Annotated in this window: 16 protein-coding genes, 1 tRNA gene and 1 riboswitch; of the genes, 7 read left to right on the top strand and 10 right to left on the bottom strand. The window is 61.0% G+C overall.

Annotation, left to right across the window (positions count from 1 at the left end; all coding sequences use genetic code 11):
- Nucleotides 1-32: 32 nt before the first annotated feature.
- Genes QRN50_RS07800 through QRN50_RS07785 form a run of 4 tightly spaced genes read right to left on the bottom strand, consistent with a single transcriptional unit; the run spans nt 33 to nt 6,600 of the window.
- Nucleotides 33-3,113, bottom strand: coding sequence for an efflux RND transporter permease subunit (locus QRN50_RS07800; protein WP_096126539.1), 3,081 nt, complete (start codon nt 3,111-3,113; stop codon nt 33-35).
- A complete protein-coding gene (locus tag QRN50_RS07795; protein ID WP_058823054.1) occupies nt 3,110-4,243 on the bottom strand; it encodes an efflux RND transporter periplasmic adaptor subunit in 1,134 nt (377 codons plus the stop codon). The genes QRN50_RS07800 and QRN50_RS07795 overlap by 4 nt, the downstream gene beginning before the upstream one ends.
- A gap of 16 nt (nt 4,244-4,259) precedes the next feature.
- Nucleotides 4,260-5,108 carry a MipA/OmpV family protein gene (locus QRN50_RS07790; RefSeq protein WP_058823055.1) on the bottom strand — a complete coding sequence of 283 codons (849 nt, stop codon included), beginning with the start codon at nt 5,106-5,108 and terminating at the stop codon, nt 4,260-4,262.
- A gap of 19 nt (nt 5,109-5,127) precedes the next feature.
- Complete coding sequence (locus QRN50_RS07785) at nt 5,128-6,600, bottom strand: efflux transporter outer membrane subunit (protein ID WP_096126540.1); 1,473 nt, start codon at nt 6,598-6,600, stop codon at nt 5,128-5,130.
- Between the two features lie 98 nt (nt 6,601-6,698).
- Here QRN50_RS07785 and QRN50_RS07780 point away from each other — a divergent pair, with 98 nt between their 5' ends.
- A complete protein-coding gene (locus tag QRN50_RS07780; RefSeq protein ID WP_003407414.1) occupies nt 6,699-7,388 on the top strand; it encodes a response regulator in 690 nt (229 codons plus the stop codon).
- A 5-nt stretch (nt 7,389-7,393) separates the two neighbouring features.
- The gene (locus QRN50_RS07775; protein ID WP_096126541.1) at nt 7,394-8,569 is read left to right on the top strand and encodes a sensor histidine kinase; all 1,176 of its coding nucleotides are present in this window, start codon (nt 7,394-7,396) and stop codon (nt 8,567-8,569) included.
- Between the two features lie 23 nt (nt 8,570-8,592).
- On the opposite strand, the gene QRN50_RS07770 is transcribed toward QRN50_RS07775, so the two are convergent.
- Nucleotides 8,593-10,080: a SulP family inorganic anion transporter gene (locus tag QRN50_RS07770; RefSeq protein ID WP_096126542.1), complete on the bottom strand. Its 1,488-nt coding sequence runs from the start codon at nt 10,078-10,080 to the stop codon at nt 8,593-8,595.
- Nucleotides 10,081-10,507: 427 nt separating this feature from the next.
- Between QRN50_RS07770 and mapR the strand changes: the two genes are divergently transcribed.
- Nucleotides 10,508-11,917: a GntR family transcriptional regulator MpaR gene (gene mapR, locus QRN50_RS07765; protein WP_003407421.1), complete on the top strand. Its 1,410-nt coding sequence runs from the start codon at nt 10,508-10,510 to the stop codon at nt 11,915-11,917.
- A gap of 371 nt (nt 11,918-12,288) precedes the next feature.
- Here mapR and QRN50_RS07760 read toward each other — a convergent pair.
- The 4 genes from QRN50_RS07760 to pmrG all read right to left on the bottom strand — a co-directional run bounded on the left by QRN50_RS07760 (nt 12,289) and on the right by pmrG (nt 14,830).
- Nucleotides 12,289-12,364 (bottom strand) — tRNA-Asn (locus tag QRN50_RS07760).
- 206 nt (nt 12,365-12,570) lie between these two features.
- Nucleotides 12,571-13,245 (bottom strand): response regulator transcription factor, encoded by a 675-nt coding sequence (locus QRN50_RS07755; RefSeq protein WP_058823058.1) that lies wholly within the window; start codon nt 13,243-13,245, stop codon nt 12,571-12,573.
- 20 nt (nt 13,246-13,265) lie between these two features.
- Nucleotides 13,266-14,168 (bottom strand): phosphatase PAP2 family protein, encoded by a 903-nt coding sequence (locus QRN50_RS07750; RefSeq protein WP_192873857.1) that lies wholly within the window; start codon nt 14,166-14,168, stop codon nt 13,266-13,268.
- Nucleotides 14,135-14,830 carry a lipopolysaccharide core heptose(II)-phosphate phosphatase PmrG gene (gene pmrG, locus QRN50_RS07745; protein ID WP_096126544.1) on the bottom strand — a complete coding sequence of 232 codons (696 nt, stop codon included), beginning with the start codon at nt 14,828-14,830 and terminating at the stop codon, nt 14,135-14,137. Before pmrG ends, QRN50_RS07750 begins: the two co-directional genes overlap by 34 nt.
- 316 nt (nt 14,831-15,146) lie before the next feature.
- Nucleotides 15,147-15,345, top strand: a riboswitch (cobalamin riboswitch).
- A 130-nt stretch (nt 15,346-15,475) separates the two neighbouring features.
- Between pmrG and QRN50_RS07740 the strand changes: the two genes are divergently transcribed.
- From QRN50_RS07740 to QRN50_RS07725, 4 genes are all read left to right on the top strand, one after another.
- Nucleotides 15,476-16,489 carry an ABC transporter substrate-binding protein gene (locus QRN50_RS07740; protein ID WP_011268214.1) on the top strand — a complete coding sequence of 338 codons (1,014 nt, stop codon included), beginning with the start codon at nt 15,476-15,478 and terminating at the stop codon, nt 16,487-16,489.
- The gene (locus tag QRN50_RS07735; protein WP_024641701.1) at nt 16,486-17,508 is read left to right on the top strand and encodes a FecCD family ABC transporter permease; all 1,023 of its coding nucleotides are present in this window, start codon (nt 16,486-16,488) and stop codon (nt 17,506-17,508) included. The genes QRN50_RS07740 and QRN50_RS07735 overlap by 4 nt, the downstream gene beginning before the upstream one ends.
- Nucleotides 17,505-18,296: an ABC transporter ATP-binding protein gene (locus QRN50_RS07730; RefSeq protein WP_096126545.1), complete on the top strand. Its 792-nt coding sequence runs from the start codon at nt 17,505-17,507 to the stop codon at nt 18,294-18,296. Before QRN50_RS07735 ends, QRN50_RS07730 begins: the two co-directional genes overlap by 4 nt.
- A gap of 106 nt (nt 18,297-18,402) precedes the next feature.
- Nucleotides 18,403-20,409: a peptidase U32 family protein gene (locus QRN50_RS07725; RefSeq protein WP_011268217.1), complete on the top strand. Its 2,007-nt coding sequence runs from the start codon at nt 18,403-18,405 to the stop codon at nt 20,407-20,409.
- A gap of 55 nt (nt 20,410-20,464) precedes the next feature.
- Here the strand turns inward: QRN50_RS07725 and QRN50_RS07720 are convergent, their stop codons facing one another.
- On the bottom strand, nt 20,465-20,959 hold the full coding sequence (locus QRN50_RS07720) for a GNAT family N-acetyltransferase (protein ID WP_024639626.1): 495 nt from the start codon (nt 20,957-20,959) through the stop codon (nt 20,465-20,467).
- Nucleotides 20,960-21,158: the final 199 nt, after the last annotated feature.

The following is a 21,158-nucleotide window of genomic DNA, read 5'->3' as shown; positions in this document are numbered from 1 at the left end:
CCATACCTTACACAGGCACCGGCCGTCATGGCTCAGCTCGCCTTGCGCCAGCGCTCGAAGCGGTCGAAAAGCAGCGCGTAGAGGATCGGAATCAGGCCCAGTGTCACCAGCGTGCCCAATGCAAGGCCACCCATGATGGTGATCGCCATGCCCTCCCAGAGCGGACCGGCAAACAGCATCAGCGGCACCAGACCGATGATGCAGGTCAGTTTGGTCATCACGATCGGCCGCAAGCGCTTGATCGCGGCATGGACCACTGCGTCACGCACCGCCAGGCCTTGCTCGCGCTCAGCCTCGATACGTTCGAGCAGCAGCACGGCATTGTTGACGATGATGCCGGCCAGCGACAGCAGCCCGAAGGTGGCCATGAAGCCGAACGGATAGCCAGTGAGCACCAATGCCAGCGCCACGCCGATCAGCACGAAGGGCACGCTGGAGATGACGATCAGCAGCTTGCGGAACGAATTGAACTGCCAGACGAACAACAACAGCATCGCGACCAGCGCGTGTGGCATGTACTGCAGCAGCGCCTGATTGGCCTCGGCCGAGTCTTCTATTTCGCCACCCGGTTCGATGTGGTAACCCGCCGGCAGGCTGATTGCAGCCATCTGCGGGGCCAACTGCTCGACGATCGAGGTCGCTGTCATTGACGGATTGTGTCCGACCACCGTGATCGCGCGTTGCAGATTACGCCGCTGGATGGTCGATGCCTCGGCCCTGGGCTCGACAGTGGCAATGGCCGACAACATCAACGGCGCGCCCCCGGAAGCCGGGTAAATCAATGTGCTGTCCAGATCATTGCCCGGTTTGCTCAGCGTGCTCTGCTCGCGCGCCACAACGGCGACAGCAGTATCGCCATCCTGCAGCGACGACACGGACAGCCCGCTGTTTCTCAGTTGCAGGGCCTGGGCGATGTCCTGAGTGGCAACACCGGCCTGCAAGGCCTTGTACGGATCGACGACAACGTCGTAACGCAGCAATCGGGTCCGCCAGTCATCGTGGACGTCCAGGGTTCCGGGCAACGCCGATAACGCCTGCTCGATCTGCCGGCTAATACCGCGCAGCACGTTCTCGTCAGGACCGATGACCCGGTAGACCGCAATCCCCGCCTCGGTGGTGCCCATCGAGAATCGTTTGGGCTGCGCTTCGATTTCGGGGTGCTGCGCGAGGATGAAATGCCGTGTGCGCTCGATCACCGCATCGAGATTCGCGCCTTCGCGCACGCTGACAGTGAAGTACGCGATATTCGGCGCGGGCAACGGGGGATTGAGGCCAAGCACGATACGCGGCCCGCCACTGGCGACATAGCCAATGCTGTGTTCCACATCCTGATCGCTGCTCAGCCACTGGCTGATATCACGCACCGCCTGCGACGTGTCACGCGAGCTGCTGCCGGGCTCCAGCACCAGCGGGATCTGGAACTGCATGCGGTCCGACTTCGGCAGAAAATCGTACGGCACCCGGGTCAGCACCACGACCGCCAACGCCAGCAACCCCATCATGCAGGCAATGAAGAGCAGCGAGTGATTCAGCAACCCCTCGATGACCTTGCGATAGCCACGGTAGAACACCGAGGCATACTCATCAGCCTCATCAGCCTCATCAGCCTCATCAGCCTCATCCGCCGACGCCGTGACGGCCGGCACCCTGGCGAAATAGAAGCACAACAGAGGCGTCACCGTGACGCTGAGCAGCCAGGAGCTGATCAGCGTCGTGGCGAGCACAACCGCCAGCGACCGCAGGTATTCGTTGGTGCTGGTCTGCCCCAGAAAGAAGGGCGAAAACGCCAGCACGATGACCAGTGAAGAGGTCAGCAGAGGGACCATCAAGGTGCGCCCTGCCTCCTCACAGGCGCGCCGTCGATCCTCTCCCGCATGCAGGCGTCGCTCGATGTCTTCGGCGATGACAATGCCGTTATCCACCAGCAACCCCAGGGCCAGGATGATCGCGGCAATCGACACCGTCTGCAGCTCGATCCCCAGGGCGCGCATGACCAGCAGCGTACTGAGGATGGTCAAGGGCACAATCACCCCGACCACCAGCCCGGTGCGCCAGCCCAGAAACAGCATGACCACGCACATCACGATCACAACCGTCTCGGCCATGACGTGATACATCTTGCTCATCTCGTGCTCGACCACGCTGGACTGGAAGGTCACCACGTGTAAGGTAAAGCCCGTCGGAAGTTGCTGCTCCAGCTCACCGAGTCGCTTGCGCAAGGCATCACCGAACGTTTGCACATTGAGGCCTGGCTGCATCGAAACGGCCAATACCACGGCGTCCTGTCCCTGATAGATCGCTTCGGTTTCAGGCGGGTCGACAGGGCTCACCGATACCCTGCTCAGGTTCTGCAACTCGACCTTCTGACCACTGGGCAACTGCACCGGGAACTGCCGAAGTTGCTCCGGCGAAAGCACCTCGCCACTGATCGAAAGCGTGGTGCTCTGCTGCCCGATGACCGGGTTGCCTCCCGTTGCGATCAGGTTGCGGGCCTGCAGTTGCTGAAGCAGCTGTTGCGGGGAAAGTCCGGCGGCGGCCAGCGTCTGGTGATTGAAGTCGAGGTAAATGCGCTCATCCTGCAGTCCATACAACTGGACCTGATCGACGCCCTTGAGCGCATACAGCTGATCGCGCAAGCGTTTGATCGGGCCGCGCATCTCGCTCATGGTGAAACCCGGCGCGGTCAGCGCGACCGAAGCCACGGCGACGCGACCGAAATCATCATCGACGAAAGGCCCTTGGGTGCCAGGCGGAAAAGCACCGCTCGTTTCGCTCACCTTCGCCCGGAGCCGTTGCCACAGCAGCCCGAGATCCTTGACGTTGTCATACGCCGTGACCTGCACGATCACTCGGCCAGGCTGGACCGTGGTGAGCACGTTCTTGATCTCGGCCAGTTCACGGATACGCTCTTCGAGCGGCCTGGCGAGCAGTTCCTCGGTGCGCTCTGCGGGCAGCCCTTCCAGAGACACGCTGACCAGTGCGTCGCGAACGGTCACCGACGGCTCTTCCTGAGAAGGAAAGCTCAAAAAGCTAACGACACCAGCCAGCAAAATCAGCAAGGCGGCAAACAGCGTCAAACGGCTAGCGCCCATGGCGCGGGAGGTAAGGTTCATTGCGTGGCACCGCTCAGGCGAGTGTCTGAGTGAAACAGCGTGACGGGCTGACCGTCCTGCAGAAAGGCGGCGCCGGCGGTGACCACCTGCTCACCTGCGACCAGCCCGCTGACGATCAGTGCACGGCCTTCTCTGACTGTACCCAGCGTGACAGAGCGGACGGCGACTGTTCCTCCTGACTGGTAGACGAAGACTTCGGCAAGGTGGCTGCTGGTCCCCATCCATAATGCTTGCACCGGAACCGACAGTGCCTGTGCGTCGGCAGCGGGATGCATTTGCACAAGCAGCGTGACGCCACTGGGCAGCCTGCCGGCAGGCCGCAGCACTCGGAACACGGCCGTTCTGACCAGCCCGTCATCGGCTCGGGGCGAAATGCCTTCCAGGGCGAGATCAAACCCTGCCGTACCGTCTGCACTATTCGAGGCCATGGCGAGGTCGCCAGGCTGAAGCGAATCGGCAAGTGCCAACGGAACAGCTGCCACCACTTGTTGCTCTGCAGCGGATTCGACATCCAGCAGCACCTGCCCGGCGGGCAACAAGTTCTGCGGTTGTGCATGGCGGGCCACCACGCGCCCGGCAAAGGGGGCGATCAAGCGGGTGCGATCCAGTTCGCGACGGGCCAGGTCCAGCTCGGCTTGCGTGCGGATCAGCTCGGCGCTGGCTTGTTCACTGGACGACTGGGCCGACTCGACCACGCTCTGGGCGACACTGCCCGCTGCGAGCAGGTTTTGCTGACGCTGGAAGTTACGCTGGCGCTCCAGCGCCTGGGCCCGAGCCAGCCGCAAAGCGGCCTGCGCCTCCTGCAGACGCAATTGCGCAGGCTGCGGATCAAGGCGGGCGAGCACCTGGCCCGGCTTGACGCTATCGCCAATGTCGACCCGCAGCTCTGTCAGGGTGCCTGCCGATTCAAACGCCAGACTGGCGCGCTCCTGCTCTCGAACAGTGCCGATGAAGCGCAGCGCAGCGCCCTCTCCTGCCCGCACCGTCTCAACCTTGACCGCCCGGACAGGCGGAGCACTGGCCGTCTGTTTATCACCGCAACCACTGATCATCAGAGTGATCAGCACCACGCCGCAAGCGCGTGACACACACCGCCGTAGAGCCAGAAACGCATCAGGATTCAATCGCATGGCAGGCTTCAACCCTTCAGAAAGCGTAATTCAAGACAATCAGGCCACTGCCTTCGGCATCGGTCTCGACCAACGGGCTGCCCCGGGTCTGGTCGGTGTAGTGCGTCACCCCGACGCTTGCGACGGTTGACCAGTGGGCGTCGAAGGTATGCTGCCAGGCGAGCGCCGCCGAGTACGCGTAAATGCCGCTGTCTGCGTTGAAACGGGAGAAGCCGGTGCGCTGACTCTGAATCGGACTCACGCCGAAATAGGTCTGGTTGTAACGACCGTCACCGGCGTGCGCATCAATGTCGAGGGTCACCGTGTCGGTCTGGCTGTGATAAGCGATGCCCTCGAAGCCCAACCGATAGCGATTGCCACGTTGTTCGCCAGCCACCCGCAGTTCGGCCTCGGCACTGACGGACAGCCACGGCATCAGTTGCTGAGAAACCATGAAGTCGCCAACGGTCGCGCCCTTGACGGTACCCATCCCTATCAGCTCGTTGGAACCCGGCCGATTCGTGCTGTTTTTCTCGGTACGACCGAAATCGTAATTGAGTGCAGCGCTGGCACCGAACCCGGAATCCGACTGCCATTGCAGCCCCAGACCGCGCGTGGTATCGGCGAAGAAGATGCCACGCTGGACCGTCAGCATGGGCACCACCTGACTGCGGTATTCATCAGCCCCCATGTAGCGCGGCAGCACGGCCATGCCGAGTCCGAAATTGACGTTGAACCGGTCACCCAGAATCGATTGGCCTTGAGCAGTGCTGTCCTGCGCGCAGGCCTGACCGGCCAGGGTCATGGCCGCAGAGGTGATCAACACGGTCAGCACAGGTTTAAGCAGCGCAGAGCGCAGGTGAGTACGAGAGATTGCAGGGCTCATGGGGATACTCCGGTTTCATTCAGGATTGGGGTGGGGTTGTCGGTTCTGCTCCGCGCAGCACTCGAAACACATCGATGCGGTTCTGCTGCAGCGCATCGAGGGACTTGCGAGCGGCTGCGTCGGCTTCGGCAATACGGAGAGTGGAAACCAGCAATGCAGTACGCTCGACGGCGCCCGCATTGAGTTCAAAGGACAGGCGCCGCACTTTTTCCTGGACCAGCGCCACCCGCTCGACCTCGTTGCGGACCTGGTTCAGGGCCTGCTGACGGCGGGTCAGCACGGCGGACATTTCACGGAAGGCGTTCTGCACGGCCTTTTCATACTCGGCCACCGCGATCTGCTGACGCACCTTGGCAAGATCCAGGTTGGCCTGATTACGCCCGCCGTCGAACAGCGGCAGATTCAATTGCGGGGTGAACAGCCAGGCACCGCTGCCGTTGCTGAACAAGGTGCGCAGGCTGTCGCTCTGCAAGCCCACGCCGGTACTGAGTTTTATGGACGGAAAGAACGCCGCACGGGCAGCACCAATGTTGGCATTGCTGGCCTTGAGCGCTTCTTCGCGCTGGCGGATGTCAAAACGCTCCAGCAGACGCTGAGACGGCAGATTCGACAGCCAGGCCGGCGTCTCTACCAGCGCGGCGGTCAGCGCAGGGGTATCTGGCTTAGTCGCGGGCAACGCTGTCGAATAGCCGGTAAGCAACAACAAGGCCTGCGACGCGTTGGCGTGATCGCTTGCCGCATCCTGTACCTGCTGTTGCGCGGTCAGAGTGTCGAGGCGCTGAACCATCAGATCGTCCAGCGAAAGTGCACCTTGACGCTGCTGCTCTTCGGCCGCCTTGACCAGCATCAGCCGCGCCTCGTGAACCGCCTGCGCATCCTGCTGCACGGCGGCGGCCAGACGCTCGGCCAGCCAGGCGCGGGCGACTTCCGCAACCAGCGCACTGCGTGCCGCCTGCTGGCCGTAGGTGCTGGCCAGATAATCGTGCCGCGCCGCCTCTGACAGGCTGCGCACGCGCCCGAAAAAATCCAGTTCGAAGTCAGAGACGCCCACCGACGCGATGGAAATGTCCTGGCCATAACGCTCGTCGGCGGCCGCATTATCGAAGTGCTGACGATCGCGCTCGACACCTGCAGCAAGGGTCGGAAAACGATCGGCACGGGTGATGCCGCGCATTGCCCTGGCCTCCTCCACACGCAGCACCGCCACACGAAAATCGCGATTGAACGCCAGAGCCGATTGCAGCAGCCCGCGCAGCTCTCCCTTTGGCGACAACTCGGCAGCGAGCGCTTCTTCGTCGGCAGTGAGCGTCAGGTCGGCGGAAGTACTCGAGGCCCGGACAACAGCAGACACCTGATCGACAGGGACCGGCAACGCTGGACGCTGATAGGCCGGTATCAACGAGCAGCCCGAAAGAACCAGGCTCGCGAGCATGGCCAGGCCATACCGGCGGCGGTTGCGGATACGCTTGGACAGCGGTGTACTCATCGGCATAGGATCTGTCCGCGACAGTGGGCTCTGGGCAGCATCCTGAACGTCGACTTTCAACAAACCGTTCGTGAATTATCAAGACTTGATCAAGAGGCGCGCTCGTGTCAGGAAAACGCATTCTTATCGTTGAAGACGATGCCGACAGTGCCAGCATTCTTGAGGCTTACCTGCGTCGTGACGGCTTCAACGTCGGGCTGGCCGAAAACGGTCAGCGCGGTATCGATATGCACCGTCAGTGGAAACCCGACCTGATTCTGCTGGACGTCATGCTGCCGCTTGTCAGTGGCACGGACGTGCTTTCGGCAGTCCGGCGCTGCAGCGACACGCCGGTGATCATGGTCACCGCCATGGGCGACGAACCGGAAAAGCTCGGTGCCTTGCGCTATGGGGCCGACGATTATGTGGTCAAGCCCTACAATCCGCGGGAAGTGGTGGCCCGCGTGCATGCGGTTCTACGGCGCTCCCAGCAGAGCGGCAACAACGAGCGTCATTTACGCTACCAGAACCTGCTGGTGGAGCTGGACGCCGTCACCGCGATCATTGAAGGTCAGGATGGCGCAGAGACCGTACTCGACCTGACACCTACCGAGTTCAAGATCCTTTCAACGCTGCTGAAAACGCCGTCCAAGGCCTTCACTCGCGAAGAACTGCTGGAAATCTGCCTGCCCGACAGCGAGGCGCTGGCCAGGGTTGTCGATGCGCATGTGCATAACCTGCGGCGCAAGCTGGAGATCCATGGCGTGGAAAACGTGCTGGTCACCGTCCGTTCGGTCGGCTATCGATTCAGGTAATCCTCATGCGACATTTTTTCAGGCACAGACAAAAACCGTTGTGGCACTGGGTCGGCATGCGCATGAGCATGCTCGCCGTCGGTGCGGTCATCGTCATCGCGTTTTGCATGTGGCTGCACGTCACGGTCTCTGACTGGCTCACCCTGCAGGCAATGCCGGCCGACGTGCGCATGGAATTCCTTCGACTGCAGGCCGAGCCCACCCTGGACATGGCCAAGCTGCGCGAACTGTTCGTCGAGTATTACCCGATCGAAAACCTGCTGCCGGGCATTGCCAACAAGGAATGGTGGGTACTGGCAGCGCTGGTGTCGATCGCGATCCCGATCATCATATTCTTCGGCTTTCTGTTTTCCCGTCCGCTTTCAAGCCAGTTCTCCTCGATTGCCAGAGGCGCACGTCAGGTCGCCCAGGGTGATTTCAAGACACGCCTGCCGATGAGCACCAACGGCCCGGACGAACTACAGGCACTGGTCAGCGACTTCAACACCATGACCACCCAGCTCGGCCGTTACGAACTGGAAGTCAGCGAATCCAGCGCCATGATTGCCCACGAGCTGCGTACGCCTCTGAATGCCGCCATGGGGCGCATACAAGGCATGATCGACGAAGTGTTCCCGCGTGACCTGGCACAACTGGAAATGGTCCACCGCCAGCTCGGCCAGTTGAACAAACTGGTGAGTGATCTGCACCTGCTCTCGCTCGCCAGCGCGGGTCAGCTGACCCTGGACAAGACGGAGTTTTCCCTTGAGAAACTGGTGGTCGAACGGCTGGGCTGGTTTGCCGCACCGCTCGATGAGGCCGGTGTCGTCGTGACGATCGATATTCCGCGGAAATTGACCGTCAACGCCGACCGTGACCGGATCGGTCAGGTGGTGAATATTCTCGTCGATAATGCGCTGCGCTATTCGGCGATGGGCGGAGAGCTGCTGATTGTCGGCAGAGCCAGCGCAGGGCGCATGGAACTGAGCATCTCGGACCGTGGCCCCGGTTTCGGCCCGGAGAACCTCGAACAGGTATTCGACCGTTTCTGGCGTGCCGAACGTTCGCGGGCGCGCTATTCGGGAGGCAGCGGCCTTGGCCTGTCCATCGCCAGGGCCATTTGCCTCGAGCATGACGGCACTATCGAGGTCCGCAACAGACCAGGCGGAGGATCCGTCACCCGCCTGGAGATTCCGGGCTGAGCCTGTCTGCCCGGCCCCGCAGATCAGTGCCCCATCAACGAGTCGATGCCGTCCGGCTTGTCATGCACACCAAACCGGTCCACCAGCGTAGCGGTGGCGCGGTTCATGCCGATAACGTCCACACTGATACCTGCTTTTCTCAGTTTCAAAACCACCTTGTCGAGTGCGGCAATAGCGGTGATGTCCCAGAAATGCGCCTCGCGCAGATCGATCACCAGTGTATCGAGGCTTTCACGCAGGTCGAACGAGGCCATGAAACGGTCAGCGGAGGCGAAGAATACCTGGCCGGTCACGTAGTAGGTGCGATGGCTGTGCAACGGATCACGATGCGACGTGACTTCCAGGAAATGAGCGATCTTGCTGGCAAAGAACATCGAGGCAAGCAGAGACCCCACCAGCACCCCATAGGCAAGGTTGTGGGTCGCCACGACCACCACCACGGTGACCACCATCACGATGTTGGTCGAGAGCGGGTATTCCTTGAGGTTGCGGATCGACCCCCAACTGAAGGTACTGATCGACACCATGATCATCACCGCCACCAGCGCCGCCATCGGAATACGCGCCAGCCATTCACCCAGAAACAGCATCATGATCAACAGCAGCAAACCTGCGCTGAGGGTTGAAAGACGTGTTCTGCCGCCAGACTTCACGTTGATCATCGACTGGCCGATCATGGCGCAGCCGGCCATGCCACCGATCAGCCCCGTGGCGATATTGGCAATGCCCTGCCCTTTGCACTCACGGTTTCGGTCACTGGTGGTATCGGTCAGGTCATCGACGATGGTCGCGGTCATCATCGACTCCAGCAGGCCCACCACGGCCAGCGCGGCGGAATACGGCAGAATGATCAACAGCGTGTCGAGGTTGAGCGCGACGTCCGGCCACATGAAGGTCGGCAGGCTGTCGGGCATTGCGCCCATGTCACCCACGGTTCGTACATCAAGCCCCATGCAAATGGAAATCGCGGTGAGCACCAGAATGCACACCAGCGGCGAAGGCAGCAGCTTTCCCAGCACCGGCACACGCGGGAACAGGTAGATGATTGCCAGGCCCGCTGCGGTCATGGCGTACACCGGCCAGGTCACATGGGTCAATTCCGGCAACTGGGCCATGAAGATCAGAATTGCCAGTGCATTCACGAACCCGGTAACCACCGAGCGTGAAACGAAGCGCATCAATTCACCCAGGCGCAGATAGCCGGCGATGATCTGCAGTACGCCGCAGAGCAAGGTGGCGGCCAGTAAATACTGAAGCCCGTGCTCTTTGACCAGATTCACCATCAGCAAGGCCATCGCACCGGTGGCCGCAGAAATCATCGCCGGGCGCCCGCCCACGAAAGCGATGACCACGCAGATACAGAACGACGCGTAAAGCCCGACTTTCGGGTCTACCCCGGTAATGACGGAGAACGCGATGGCCTCTGGAATCAGGGCCAATGCAACAACAAGCCCGGCCAATACATCGGCACGAACGTTGGAAAACCACGTAGCTTTGATTTTTTCTAACATGGGAATACCTGTGACAGACGCAGCAAGACGCACGGCAGCGATTGCCGGACGAGCAGGAGCATCGGTTTTCGATTGAGTAGTCAGATTGGGAGTGGCGGCGACCAAAAAACGGGCGCAGCAACGGGCGACTGCAGCAAGAAGGCAGTCAGGTGTTGCGAGGGGGGCGTAGCGCTAAGGCGGCGTAGGCAGCCAGTTGGAACGGGGCACGTCTATTTCCTTCGATGGGTCGTAAGGCGCTGGCATCATAGACCTATCCGTTTGAGGGGTTCAAGCGTAAGTCATCTCTCCGAACGACCTGAGTGACGGATGGCGCAACCCCCTGAAACACGTGAACAAGCCATCTGATACTGTTTTTTACAGCTGTTGTGTCTCTGTTCGTTATGGCCGGTTTCGCTCATGATGCAGCCTTGTCGATTCGATGCCGCTTATGAAACGCTACGAAAAATTCGCCGCCGACATCTCGGAAATGATTCGCAGCGGCGTCCTGCCCGCCGGGGAAAAAGTCCCGTCCGTACGGGTCGCGAGTCGCACCTGGTCCGTCAGCCCGGCAACGGTCTTCAAGGCCTATTACCTGCTGGAAGACAAGGGACTGATTCAGGCCCGCGCACGCTCCGGGTATTACGTGCGTGAGCATGCCGCCAACGCACTGACCGAACCTGAACTGGTCAGACATACCAGCGAAGGTACCGAACTGGGCGTCAGCGACCTGATCTTTTCAGTGCTCGGCTCGCTCAAGGACCCGGACACCGTACCGTTCGGCTCGGCGTTTCCCAGCCCGCACCTGTATCCGCTGGCGAGCCTGGCGAAGTCGATGGCGTCAGCTGTGCGTGCGCTGACGCCTGCAGGCATCGTCAGCGACATGACCACCGGGAATCCCGAGCTGCGCCGACAGATCGCCCTGCGCTACATGATCAGTGGCGTGCGCTTGCCGGCGGACGAACTGGTCATTACCAATGGCGCGATGGAAGCCCTGAACCTGTGCCTGCAGTGCGTCACCGAGCCCGGCGACCTGGTCGCCATCGAAGCCCCGGCGTTCTATGCCTGCCTTCAAGTGCTGGAGCGTCTGAAGCTGAAAGCCGTCGAAATCCCCGTGCATCCGCGTGACGGCGTGGACCTCGACTCGCTGCAGGACAGCCTGACACGCCTGCCGATCAAGGCTTGCTGGTTCATGAGCAGCTTTCAGAACCCATTGGGCGCGAGCATGACTCAGGCGAACAGGATCAGGCTCTACGACCTGCTGGAACAGCAGCAGATCCCGCTGATCGAGGACGATGTGTACGCCGAACTGTATTACGGCGCCAACGCGCCTCACCCGGTGAAAAGCCTGGATCGCAGCGGACTGGTGATGCACTGCAGCTCGTTTTCCAAGACCCTCGCGCCCGGCTATCGGGTCGGCTGGGTGGCAGGCGGTCGTTACACCGAACAGATTGACCGCCTCAAGCTCATGACCACCCTCTCCCCTTCGGTCCCCGCCCAGGCCGCGCTCGCCGACTACCTCAAGCACGGTGGCTATGACCGCCATCTGCGCAAACTGCGTGACACCCTCGAACTGCAACAAGGCGCGATGCTCGCTGCTGCCGCCCGCTATTTCCCGGCGGCGACACGCGTCACCCGCCCCGTCGGCGGCTACTTTCTGTGGTTCGAATTCCCCGAGCAGGTTGATTCGCTGCAGCTCTTTCAACTCGCACTCGCGCAGGGCATCAGCCTGGCACCCGGCCCGATCTTTTCCGCGTCCAGGCGCTTCAAGAACTGCGCGCGTCTCAACTACGGCACACCCTGGGATGAACGCAGCGAGCAGGCCATGGCGATGCTGGGGCGTATCCTCGCGTCGTTCTGAGCATTTTCATGCCTTCACAAAGGCAACTGATCCGTATTTTTAAGCCGTTTCTGAATCTGTACCAGAATCAGTCCGAGCACGATAATGGCAGCGCTTTCAAACGCGCAGGATGACCGCCAAGAGCGACGCCTGCGGCTCGTTACAGACGGATCGATCAGCAGGAGACGCTCATGGGCAAGCTCGGACTTTCTTTGATAGGTTTTTTATTGTTGGCAATCGCGGTGGGTTTGTTGGGGACTATTTCGCCATATTGAGGCGCCGCGAGCCAGGAATACTGAAGCCGCGTTGCATTACCGCCAAAACGAAAAAACCCGCCATTAGGCGGGTTTTTCTTGTTCAAAGGCCTTATACATTGCCTTTGAAGTATTGTCTGGCTCCACGACCTGGACTCGAACCAGGGACCCAGTGATTAACAGTCACTTGCTCTACCAACTGAGCTATCGCGGAATGAGCGCTATGTTACTGATTCGGAAAAGGAAGTCAAGCAGAGCAGAAAAAAATCCTGCTCGTTCATCCGGATGTCATTTCCGGCCAGACAGGGGCACAGTTCATAACACACGCTCACCTGCTTGATCCGGTAGTGAAAGGTATTCTTCACCCCGAACCCTGATCGCAATGAGTCAGGCGCCTGTTCAACGCCGACTGAACGCGCCTCAGCGCTGCACGCACAGCTTGTAACCCAGGCCATGGGCGGTGTGCAGCAACGGCGTGTCGTGCCCGCCATCCAGTACCCGCCTGAGCACATGAATGTTGCTGCGCAGGCTGCTGCTGTTCGGGGCATCACGGCCCCAAAGCGCCTCTTCCAGTTCGGAGCGCTTGACGATATGCGGGCTCTTGCGCATCAACAGTTCCAACAGCTTCATGTTGGTCGGGTTGAGCTTCAAGGGCACGCCTTTGCGGGTGATTTCAAGGGTGTCCAGATCGAACTGCAGGTCGGCGACCACCATCATCCGGTTGTCCTGGCGCTGCCGTCGGCTGACGATCGCTTCGACTCTGGCGAGCACTTCGGACATCGCGAACGGCTTGGTGATGTAGTCGTCGGCCCCCACCTTGAAACCGGTGAGCCGATCATCCAGTTCATCGCGCGCGCTGAGCATCACAATCGCGACTTCCGACTTCGAATACTGGCGCAGGCTGTGGCAGATCTGATTGCCGTCGATGCCGGGCAGCATGATGTCGAGAATGATCGCATCGAAGCGTTTCGAGGCGGCCAGGTGCAGCCCGCTCAGGCCGTCCAGCGCCCCTTCTACCGCATGCCCCCTGAGTTCGAAGAATTCCAGCAGGTTATCGTGAATATCACGGTGGTCTTCAATAACCAGAATGTTCATTGCCGCGCCTTCTTGTCTTTCTACCCGGCCGACCGGGAACCTGTTACCAATGAGTCTGCAGGCTGCGTGACGAATGCATCAAGTCTGTTGACGGCCACCGCCCGGTGAATCGGCTGTTGCAACCTTGATCGACCATAGAAGCACAAGGCGACCAGCAGTGTACTCAGCCACACCACGATACCCGCCCAGAAGGTGTGTGACATGAAGTGCCAGCCTTGCAGTACCCGCGTGGTGCCGTAAATCATCCCGAGCAGGAGAATGCCCGCCAGCAGAATGTTCGAATGCCGCCAGCAGTAGCGACGAGCCACGAAGTACAGGGCCAGCAGACTGAATGCGCTTGACGCATGACCGCCCGGCCAGCATCGCCCGGCGCCGGCCTCATGCAGCAGGTTGAAGTTCCTGAACCACTCGATGTGCGCCTGGCTGCCACCGTACAAGGTGGTCTCGACGGGGCAGTAAACGCTGGTATGGCTTTTCAGGTAATGGATCATGGCGGTGCTCAGCGCAAAGGCAACGATGACGAAAAAGAAGTCCAGCCGGTGCCTGCGTGCAAAGCGTAGAAAGGTGCCCAACCGAGAGCCCGTCAGCCGCCTTGCGAGGCGCGAATCATCATATTTTTCCAGCAACGGCCAGACAAAGGACAGCATCGCACCGATGATCGCCAGTTCCCCGGTCCAGTTCGGAAGAATCCGCGCCCATCTGTGCGTGATGTTCTCGAACAGATGGCTCTGGCCGACGGGAAACACCCCGGCCGTCGAATCAAAAAACAGGTCACTCAGTTGCCGGTCGATCGTGGTCAGGTCGAAAGTAACGAAGACCAGTAAAGCGAAAAACACCGGTACACCCAGGTTGATGCCGTAAAACCGCAGCCTGGCGCTGGAAGAGGTCGTCAATTGAATTGCTCGCGGTTGAGGTTTGCCCATTGCCCGGCATTCAGAGAGCCGAGAATTTTCGGCGGGTGGGTGCCGTCTATTTGTACGAAAAACGCCTGGGCGTACTCACTCGAGCGCTCGCCGCCAGGTACGCCGGCCTTGCGTTCGAACTGGTCGATGCAGCCACTGTGGGTCACCAGCACCATGTTCTCGCCGCTGACCTTGTGAGCCTGCACAGCCTTCATGAAGCCGCTGTCACAGTCGTTGATCCAGTCTTGGCCAGCCACCGCGTGCCCGGCCAACAGTTGCGCAGTCTGTTGCGTGCGGGTCTTGGGGCTGGCGATCAGGCGCGCGTGATCCATGCCCATTTTCTGCAACCCGGCGCCCACCGCCAGAGCGGCGTCGCGGCCGTTGGAGGTAATGCCGTCGGCGTCGCTCATGCACGGGTTGTTCGAGCGGTCACAGCGTTCGGCATGGCGAATCATCACCACCACATCGCCTTGTCGCCAGTGCTCGCGGAGGCCGGAAACGCTCAGGTTGCTGCCCACCCCCAGGTCCACCACGTGCACGCCCGAGAAGGCCGAGTAGAACCACGCGCAGATAGCCGTCAGCACGACGGCAACAGACATCGATACGATGTGCCGATGCAACTTGTAGCGCTGACTGATGCCCGAACGGGGCAGTACATTCTTGTTGATTATCGTGTCGGTCAAGGGACCACTCCTGCCATGAACCTATGTCTGGCGTTGACCCAGGGAGTGCCCGAGGTCTGCGCCGCTCCCATGCAGGCAAGATAGGTTCAGCATCGTCCCGATGCAGTGAAGAAGATGTGAAAAACGTGTTGTGGCCCAGCGCCACATTTTTCACGCGAGCCCTCTGGAATGGGGCTTTGCGGTTTTACGGGCGTGAACATGAAGATAAATTAAGCGTTTTTCCGGAAAGTTCCGTGTCCATCCGGACAATTTTGACCTGGCCGACCGTCTGCTGAAGCTGCGGCGCGCAAAGGATTAGCCACTAAAACGCTTATCGTTTACCATGCCGCGCGTCGGTTTCCGAGAGGAACTAACAGGGAATTCGCACGCCTTTCTCACCAGGCGAAAAACGAAACTGCCCCCGCAACTGTAGGCACCGAGCCTGCTCCATGACTGCCACTGGATCGTGATCCGGGAAGGCCGGAGCCTGGCGATGACGTGTCAGTCAGGAGACCTGCCGACCCGCTTCAACCCACTAACCGGCGGGGTGTCCGGGAAGGACATCCGCACGCGTCGGCATTTCCCGCCGTGCCCGGTCATCATCCGGGGATGTGTTTCCTGATGTGCATTGCGCCCTGGCACCTGCTCCAACGGAGACCGCATTCCATGTCGCTGCCCCGCCTCGCCGCACTCGCTGCCAGCCTGACGCTGTCCACCCTGGCCCTCGCCGCCCCCACTCAGTACCCGCTGACCCTTGAAAACTGTGGCGCGACCCTGACCTTCACGCATGCGCCAACCAAGGCTGTGACCATTGGCCAGGCCGGCACCGAAATGCTTTACGAACTGGGCCTGGGCGACAGACTGGTCGGCACTTCGCTGTGGTTCAACAACGTATTGCCACGCTTCAAGGCGCAGAACGACAAGGTCGAACGCCTGGCCGACAACGAGCCCAGTTTCGAGGCAGTGATCGGCAAGCGTCCGGAACTGGTGGCCGTGCAGCTGGAGTGGATGGTCGGCAAACAGGGCGTGGTCGGCACCCGCGAGCAGTTCCATGACCTGAAGATACCCACTTACATCCTGCCGTCCGACTGCGAAGGCAAGGACAATCTGGTCGGTGCCGATGGCACACGTCTGGAGCCATTCCGCATCGAGACCATCTACAAGAGCATCGGGCAACTGGCGAAGATCTTCGATGTGCAGGATCGCGGCGACGCGCTGGTTACTGACCTCAAGGCCCGCCTGAGCGCGGCGATTGCCAACGTCAGGCAGAACAAGGCCAACGACGTCTCGGCGCTGTTCTGGTTCTCCAGCTCCGACCTTGCCAGCGACCCTTTCGTGGCAGGCCGCAAAGGTATTCCGGACTTCATGCTCAACAGCCTGGGCATGCGCAATATCGTTCAGTCCGACGAAGAGTGGCCAACCGTGGGCTGGGAAACCATCGCCAAGGCCAACCCGAGCATTCTGGTCATCGCGCGCATGGATCGCCGCCGTTTCCCGGCCGACGATTACCTGAAAAAAATCGAATTCCTCAAGACCGACCCGGTGACCCGCAACATGGACGCGGTCAAGCATGACCGGATCGTGATCATCGACGCCGAGGGCATGCAGGCTGGCCTGCGTCTGTTCACCGGGTTCGAGGAACTGGCTGACGCCGCCAACCGTTTCAACGCTGCCAAATGAGATTGCCGATAGCATTGAGTCATGTGCTCTGGGTTTCGGCCGTGCTGGTGCTGGCGATCATGATCGGGGCCGCGATCGGCGAAACCTCGATCAGCCTGAACGTGGTCTTTCAGGTGCTGGCCAACAAACTCTGGGCCGCCGGCTATGTGCTCGACCCTATCGACGAAGGCATCGTCTGGAACTACCGGCTGACCCGCGCCATTGTCGCAGCCGCCTGCGGGGCCGGGCTGGCGATCTGTGGCGTGGTGTTGCAGTCGTTATTGCGCAACCCGCTGGCAGACCCGTATCTGCTGGGGATTTCCGCAGGGGCCTCGACCGGCGCGGTACTGGTCGCCATTCTGGGCTTCGGTGCAGGCGCAATCTCGATGTCGGCCGGCGCCTTTGTCGGTGCCGTGGCGGCATTTTCGCTGGTCGCCCTGCTGGCGCACTCTTCACGCGGCACCACGGCAGCCGGGCAGATCATTCTGGCCGGGATCGCCGGTTCGCAACTGTTCAATGCCCTGACCTCGTTTCTGATCACCAAATCGGCAAGCTCCGAGCAGGCACGCGGCATCATGTTCTGGCTGCTGGGTAACCTCAGCGGCGTGCGCTGGCACTCGGTCTGGCTGGCAGTGCCGACAGTGCTGGTCGGTCTGCTGGTGTGCCTCTGGCACCGGCGAGCGCTGGACGCGTTCACCTTCGGCAGCGACTCGGCGGCGTCACTGGGGATCGCGGTACGCCGCGTGCAGATCATATTGATCACTACCGCCGCGCTGGTCACCGCAGTGATGGTCTCGATTGTCGGCTCCATCGGTTTTGTCGGGCTGGTGATCCCGCACGCGGTACGGATGCTGGTCGGTGTCCGGCATGCTCGGCTGGTGCCGCTGAGTGCCTTGAGCGGCGCACTGTTCCTGATCGCTGCCGATATCCTCTCGCGCACGCTGATCAAGGGGCAGGCGCTGCCGATCGGGGTCATTACCGCACTGATCGGTGCACCGGTCTTCGCTTTGATTCTTATCCGGGGCAACAGCACGCGATGAACGCCTTACCCCATTCGCTCAATGCACCGGTGCTCGGTTGTGCCGGTCTGGGTTATTCGGTACGTGGCGCAGCGCTGCTGCGCGATGTCGACCTGAGCATTGCCGCAGGTGAAACCCTGGCCGTGGTCGGTCCTAACGGCTCGGGTAAATCCACCCTGCTCAAGCTGTTGGCCGGTATTCAGAAGCCGGTCAGCGGCTCGGTCAGCCTGGGCGGGCAAGCACTTGAAGCGTTGAGCCGCAGGGACGTGGCGCGCCTGCTGGCGGTGGTCGAGCAGCAGGCTGAAACCAGCGACGCCGTGACCGTGCTGGATGCCGTCGAACTGGGCCGCACGCCCTGGCTGTCGGCGCTGGAGCCGTGGAGCGCAACGGACGACGCGATCGTTCGCCAGGCGTTGCAGGATGTGGACATGCTGCACCTGCAAAAACGCGCCTGGCACACCTTGTCCGGTGGCGAGCGGCAACGCGTTCACATCGCCCGGGCGCTGGCGCAACGGCCGCAGATCCTTCTGCTGGACGAACCGACCAATCATCTGGACATCCAGCATCAACTGACCATCCTCGGCCTGGTCAGAGCCTTGCCGGTGACCACCGTGATTGCCCTGCACGACCTGAATCAGGCGCTGGACTGCGACCGTGTGGCGGTCATGGAAAAGGGTCGGCTGGTCGCGCTGGGTGCGCCGCTCGAGGTGCTGACCCCGGAACGCCTGCTGAGCACCTTCGGCGTGGTGGCGCACTGGCTGACCGACCCCAGTGACGGGGCGAAGATTCTGCGCCTGCGCTCGCGCTGAAACCACGCCGATGGTCAGTCCGGCACCTGCTGCAATCTGCAACAGGTGCACCGCGCGGTCTCTGCCACTACAATGCGCGCTTTGCCCGCAGCCGGATCCCGTTGCCATGTCGTTACCCAAGCACCACCTGGAATTGCTCAGCCCTGCACGGGATGTGACCATCGCCCGTGAAGCCATCCTGCATGGTGCCGATGCGGTCTATATCGGCGGGCCGAGCTTTGGTGCGCGGCACAACGCCTGCAACGAGGTCAGTGATATTGCCGAGCTGGTCAAATTCGCGCACCGCTATCACGCGCGGATCTTCACCACCATTAATACCATCCTCCATGACGACGAACTGGAGCCTGCGCGCAAGCTGATTCACCAGCTCTACGACGCCGGCGTGGACGCGTTGATCGTGCAGGACCTCGGGGTGATGGAAATGGACATTCCGCCCATCGAACTGCACGCCAGTACGCAAACCGATATTCGCACCCTGAGCCGGGCCAAGTTTCTCGATCAGGCCGGTTTCTCGCAACTGGTGCTGGCCCGCGAACTGAATCTGCAGGAAATCCGCGCAATCGCCGACGAGACCGACGCGGCCATCGAATTCTTCATCCACGGCGCGCTGTGTGTGGCGTTCTCCGGGCAGTGCAATATTTCCCACGCGCAAAACGGCCGCAGCGCCAACCGTGGCGACTGCTCGCAGGCCTGCCGCCTGCCGTACACGCTAAAGGATGATCAGGGTCGCGTTGTGGCCTTCGAGAAGCATCTGTTGTCCATGAAAGACAACAACCAGAGCGCCAACCTGCGTGCGCTGGTGGACGCCGGCGTGCGCTCGTTCAAGATCGAAGGCCGTTACAAGGATGCGGGCTACGTGAAAAACATCACGGCCTATTATCGCCAGCGTCTGGACGAGATTCTCGAAGACCGCACGGACCTCGCACCTGCTTCCAGCGGCCGTACCGCGCACTTTTTCGTGCCGGACCCGGAAAAGACCTTTCATCGCGGCAGCACCGATTATTTCGTCAGCGACCGCAAGATCGACATCGGCGCGTTCGATACGCCGACCTTCACCGGTCTGGCGGTGGGCACCGTTGAAAAGCTCGGCAAGCGCGACCTGATAGCCGTGACCCATGAGCCGCTGTCCAACGGCGATGGCCTCAATGTGCAGATCAAGCGTGAAGTAGTGGGCTTCCGTGCCAACATCGCCGAGCTCAAGGGCGAGTTCGAAGAGGACGGCCAGAAGCGCTGGCGCTATCGCGTAGAGCCCAACGAGATGCCCGCGGGCCTTTCCGGCCTACGCCCTAATCATCCGCTGAACCGCAACCTGGACCACAACTGGCAACAGGCGCTGCTCAAGACCTCGGCCGAGCGTCGTATCGGCGTTCAGTGGCAGGTCACGCTGCGCGAAGATCATTTGAGCCTGAGAGCCACTAGCGAAGAAAGCGTGAGCGTCACCGTCGGCCTCGATGGGCCATTCGGTGCGGCCAACAAGCCCGAGCAGGCGCTGGATCAGTTGCGTGACCTGCTCACTCAACTGGGCACCACGATCTATCATGCCCAGGATGTCAGGCTTGACGCGCCACAGGCGTTCTTCGTACCCAACTCGCAGCTCAAGACCCTGCGCCGCGACGCCATCGAGGCGCTGACCGAAGCCCGTATCAAGGCTCACCCACGTGGTGGCCGCAAGGCCGAGACCACCCCGCCACCGGTGTACCCGGAGTCGCATCTGTCTTTTCTGGCCAACGTCTACAACCAGAAGGCCCGCGACTTCTATCATCGCCACGGCGTACAGCTGATCGACGCGGCCTACGAGGCCCACGAAGAGACCGGCGAAGTACCTGTGATGATCACCAAGCATTGCCTGCGCTTCTCGTTCAACCTGTGCCCGAAACAGGCCAAAGGTGTGACAGGCGTGCGCACCAAGGTCGCGCCGATGCAACTGGTGCACGGTGATGAAGTGCTGACCCTCAAGTTCGATTGCAAGCCTTGCGAAATGCACGTGATCGGCAAGATGAAAGGTCACATTCTCGACTTGCCGCTCCCCGGCAGCGCGGCGGCCAAATCGGTGGTCGGCCACATCACCCCGGAAGACCTGCTCAAGACTGCGCGCCAGCGTTCTCCGCATTGATCGGTACAAGGGTTGGCGCCCTGCCAGCCCCTTTCTGTCTTCTGATAAAGCCCTCTTAAAGAGCGCGCTCCATATGAGTGGTGTTCCACACCGGATCGCTCTCCACATCGGTTACGGCAAAGCCCTGTTTCTCCCAGAAACGAATCGCGCCGGGCAGAAACGGATGGGTATGCAGGTACAGAACCTCGATGCCACCCGCCTCGGCATATTCCCAGAGCGCCTGACACAAGCGGCTGGCCAGCCCGTCGCCACGAAACTCCGGAGTGACGAACAGACGTACGATCTCGACGGTTCTGCGCCCGCGGTAATCGAACTGCGGGAAACGATGGTCGTATGGCAGGTAGCCCACAGCGGCGATGATCTGCCCTTCACTGCGGGCGATCAGAAACTTGCCGTCCTCACCGTTCAGATACACCTGCTCGAAGCCGGCCAGATCGGGCGGAACGGTGACGGTGTCGAGCAAGGGAAAGATCCCGGCGCGGGCACGCATGACGAAATCGACGGTGTGCGGGATCTCGGCGGGGTGTACTTCAGTGATAGTGATGTTCATGAGCACTGACTTATAGAGGAGTTGCAGGGTGATACAAATGTTACGCCAGACCTGGGCTTCTGGACGCACGGCTTAACTATAGAGCAGGCGGTGCGGCGCAGAATTGTGACGCGGAGCGTCACGACAGGCATTCCCACGCGGAGTGGTGTGACCCCCGAAGGTTGGACAATTATCCACCTACGCTGCCTTGGCGGCCTGC

It is taken from the genome of Pseudomonas sp. MEJ108 (assembly GCF_030208985.1).
Classification (GTDB): domain Bacteria; phylum Pseudomonadota; class Gammaproteobacteria; order Pseudomonadales; family Pseudomonadaceae; genus Aquipseudomonas; species Aquipseudomonas fragariae.
The sequence above is the reverse complement of the archived record's forward strand: the minus strand, read 5'-3'. Positions and strand labels throughout refer to the sequence as shown.